Here is a 3,645-nt window from a genome sequence, read left to right as displayed (position 1 = left end):
TTTGGCATCTTTAAATGCTCATCTAATATTCGAGAATCCCCAGTTATCCAAATTGTACCATCCAAAGTATCAATCCAGTAACCACAATAATCTTCTTTGCTCCACTTACGATATTGATATTTTTTTGATTCATTTTGCCAATTATGCCAAACAGGAGTGAGTGTAACCTTAACATCATTTACTAAAAAACTGTCATTGATATCATGGCCTATTCCTGGTATACCTTCTTCTTTCATGACTTTAGCTACATATTGGGGTGCATGATAAGATTGACATACTTCTAATACATCTTTGCAAGTTGGACGACTATAATGATCATTATCAATATGAGTAATGAGTAATGCATCTAGTGAAGGAATATCTTTAGTTAAGATTGGCATTTCTATTAATAAAGGCATATCAAAGCCCTCAAGTAATGGATCAATCATAATATTTGTACCTCTGCTATTAATCATCATACTCGCATTACCCATCCATCTTATTTCAGTATGGTCTATTTTTTCAAATGCTTCACTCTTAAAAAACTGTGTCTTATCAGGCATTGCCTGCCCTTGTTTACTCTTTAAAATATTCATTATTTTCTCTCCTTTGTTTTCATCTTTGATACTATAATCCTAAACCTTAGACTATAGTCTAAGTCAAGGAGAAAAAATAATAAAAAAATAATTTTATATTATAAGAATATAGGTTTCAATATGAACGCACTAAAGGGCAGTCATTTCTGACTGCCCTTTACAAGTGGAATCCCCAAATAATTTAAAGCGAGTTTTCTATTGATTCCCTTCAAAAATCAAAGGTTCTTTTCAATTACAGAATTTAATAGTTTATTCTACACCAACAATAAATGAGTAAACTGGCTGTTTACCAACATGAACTTCACATTCTACATCTTCATAGTTTTCTTCAATGAAGCTTCTAGCTGCTTCCTGTTCTTCTTCTGTTACGTCTTCACCACAAATAAGTGTAACGATTTCAGAATCTTCATCTACAAGATTGCTTAAAACATTCTTTAATGCTTCTAGCTTATCTGGTACACAAGCCACAATTTTCTTTTCACATAAAGCCATATAGTTATTTGCTTTAATTTCTAATCCATCAATTGAAGTATCCTTGATTGCGAAAGTCACCTGACCAGTCTTTACATTCGCAATAGCTTCCTTCATTTCATCCACATTTTCATCCAATGTTGCTTCTGGATTATACATGATGGCAGCTGATAATCCCTGAGGAATAGTCTTTGTAGGTAATACAACAACGTCTACTTCTCCTTCTAATACTGTAGCAGCCTGCTGCGCAGTCATGACGATATTAGAGTTATTTGGAAGAATGATAACATGTTTTGCATTCACACCCTTGATTGCTTTAACGATATCTTCAGTTGCTGGGTTCATTGTCTGACCACCAGATACAACATGATCACAATTTAATTCAAGGAACATATCCTTAATACCATCACCTGCAGCCACAGAAATAAGAGCCATTTCCTTAGCAGGAGCCATTGGGATATCTTCTTCTTTTTCTTCTTCAGATACTTCAGTATTCACTACAGTTACCTTAGTGAATTCACCAAAACGAAGACCTGTATTTAATGCATTACCAGGCTTTAATGTATCTACATTACCAATAACCTTGTTATCTTTCTGTGCTACATCTACGTTCTTACCTGGTAAATTCTTTAATTCATTGATGAAACCGTCTAAGTTGAATGCATTCATCTTTCTGTCATCAATCTTTAATGTGAACTGTACACGATAGCCATAAGGCTTTTCTTCTTCCTGTACAATTTCCACATCACTTGCAGCACCAACATTATCTACTTTTTCAATCACTTCACCAGCAAGAGCAGCCATGAAACCAGTTAATACTAATAATAAACCAGCTCCTCCTGAGTCAACTACACCTACTTCTTTTAATACTGGAAGAAGTTCAGGTGTATTATCTAAAGACTTTTCAGCACTCTTTACAAAGTAAGAGAACCAGTCTTCAATTTCCATATCTGGCTGTACATACTTAGCAGCTGCATCAGCAGATTCTCTGATAACTGTTAAGATTGTTCCTTCTACTGGACGCATAACTGCTTTATAAGCCACTTTAGCACCAGAAGAGAATGCATCAGATAATTCTGCAACATTGGCAGTTTCTTTTCCCTTAAGTGATTTAGCTACACCTCTAAAGATCTGAGAAAGAATAACACCAGAGTTACCTCTTGCTCCCATTAATAAGCCCTTAGAAAGAGTTTTAGCGATATCACCAATAGGTGTATCATCAGCAAGCTTTTCAACCTGTTCAGCCCCAGAATTGAATGTAAGAGACATATTAGTACCTGTATCTCCATCCGGTACTGGGAAGACGTTTAAAGCATCTACCTCAGGATGATTATTATGTAATACGATGGCCCCGCTTAAGACCATCTGTTTAAACATTTTACCGTTAATTTCCTTCATGCTTCATCCTCCTAGTCCATTACACGGATGCTCTGAACATAAACATTCACAGCTTCAACATCAATATCTAGAGTCTTTTCTAGTACATATTTAACTTTCTTCTGTACTTCATATACGATTTCAGAAATCTTCACACCGTAACCTACAATAATATAAAGATTAATAATAGAACCAGTCTGACCTTCTTCAACAACAATTCCTTTAGAATAATTATCTTTACCTAGAAGATCATAAAAACCATCCATCATCTTCTGGCTAGCCATACCTACAACACCATAACATTCTGTTGCAGCTCCAACACAAATAGTAGCAATAACGTCAGTTGTAATATCTATATTTCCAAGATCAGTTGTTTTTTTAATCATATTGATTCCTCCATTTTTATTCTTTTTTCATAATAGTAATTATATATCATATACACAAACATTACAAACAATTAGGATTATAGCAAACAATAAAGATTTTTCAATCCTTATTTTGTCCATATATTCAACTTTTTTTACATTTTGTACAGATTAATAAAAAAAATGATTGATTTTTGATGAGGTAGATGGTAAGATACACGAGTATGTGAAACAAGTAAAAGGATGGTGAATTCAATGTCTAGAAAATGTCAGCTTAGCGGTAAAGGACCTATGTCTGGTAACAACCGTTCTCATGCATTAAACGCTACAAGAAGAAAGTGGAATGTTAACTTACAGAAAGCTACTGTCATCATCGATGGTAAGCCTACAAAGGTAAGAGTTTCTGCAAGACAGTTAAGAACTTTAAGAAAGAGCGCTTAATCGATATAATAATAGAGGCTGGTAACAGCCTCTTTTATTTTACTATGTCTAACACTTCTATAAGTTTGTCTATTTCGTATGTGACAGCTTGAGAAGTGTTTTTTTGATGTTCTGGATTAAAGTAGCATGTATCTATTCCTGCATTCTCTCCACCCTTTATATCGCTTGTAAGTGAGTCTCCAATAATAATTGTAGTATCAGGATCATAGTGGGTTTTTTCTTTAATATAATTAAAGTAAGTGAGATCAGGTTTTTCGTATCCTACATCTTCTGAGATGAATATATCATCAAATAAATCATAAAGCCCTGTACCCTTTAATTTGCCTAACTGAGCGACTTTTGTGCCGTATGATGCTGCATACTGCTTGCAATGTGGTTTATCCGCCAAAATGACATCTAAGGCGAATTAATTCAAA

The 3,645-nt window shown here is 34.3% G+C and carries 5 protein-coding genes; 1 reads left to right on the top strand and 4 read right to left on the bottom strand.

The genetic code is table 11. The features are described from left to right. The 3 genes from ACT8VG_RS08685 to ACT8VG_RS08675 form a co-directional block, all read right to left on the bottom strand. Positions 1 to 575 (bottom strand): MBL fold metallo-hydrolase (locus tag ACT8VG_RS08685; protein WP_444195644.1); only part of this gene is annotated, 575 nt, incomplete at its 3' end. 249 nt (positions 576 to 824) lie between these two features. Further along, positions 825 to 2,444, bottom strand: coding sequence for a DAK2 domain-containing protein (locus tag ACT8VG_RS08680; RefSeq protein WP_217106833.1), 1,620 nt, complete (start codon positions 2,442 to 2,444; stop codon positions 825 to 827). 11 nt (positions 2,445 to 2,455) lie between these two features. Further along, positions 2,456 to 2,809 (bottom strand): Asp23/Gls24 family envelope stress response protein, encoded by a 354-nt coding sequence (locus ACT8VG_RS08675; RefSeq protein WP_444195643.1) that lies wholly within the window; start codon positions 2,807 to 2,809, stop codon positions 2,456 to 2,458. Positions 2,810 to 3,043: 234 nt separating this feature from the next. Between ACT8VG_RS08675 and rpmB the strand changes: the two genes are divergently transcribed. Next, a complete protein-coding gene (rpmB, locus tag ACT8VG_RS08670; protein ID WP_022425067.1) occupies positions 3,044 to 3,229 on the top strand; it encodes a 50S ribosomal protein L28 in 186 nt (61 codons plus the stop codon). 34 nt (positions 3,230 to 3,263) lie between these two features. On the opposite strand, the gene ACT8VG_RS08665 is transcribed toward rpmB, so the two are convergent. Then, positions 3,264 to 3,617 carry an HAD-IA family hydrolase gene (locus ACT8VG_RS08665; protein ID WP_444195642.1) on the bottom strand — a complete coding sequence of 118 codons (354 nt, stop codon included), beginning with the start codon at positions 3,615 to 3,617 and terminating at the stop codon, positions 3,264 to 3,266. Positions 3,618 to 3,645 lie beyond the last annotated feature (28 nt).

Origin of the sequence: Catenibacterium sp. (assembly GCF_052354645.1) — a bacterium.
Lineage (GTDB): Bacteria > Bacillota_I > Bacilli_A > Erysipelotrichales > Coprobacillaceae > Catenibacterium > Catenibacterium mitsuoka_A.
The sequence above is the reverse complement of the archived record's forward strand: the minus strand, read 5'-3'. Positions and strand labels throughout refer to the sequence as shown.

Bases quoted from the DNA above. Each gene is read 5' to 3' on its own strand.
- ACT8VG_RS08680 (WP_217106833.1), bottom strand. From the start codon at position 2,444: ATGAAGGAAATTAACGGTAAAATGTTTAAACAGATGGTCTTAAGCGGG.
- ACT8VG_RS08675 (WP_444195643.1), bottom strand. From the start codon at position 2,809: ATGATTAAAAAAACAACTGATCTTGGAAATATAGATATTACAACTGAC.
- rpmB (WP_022425067.1), top strand. From the start codon at position 3,044: ATGTCTAGAAAATGTCAGCTTAGCGGTAAAGGACCTATGTCTGGTAAC.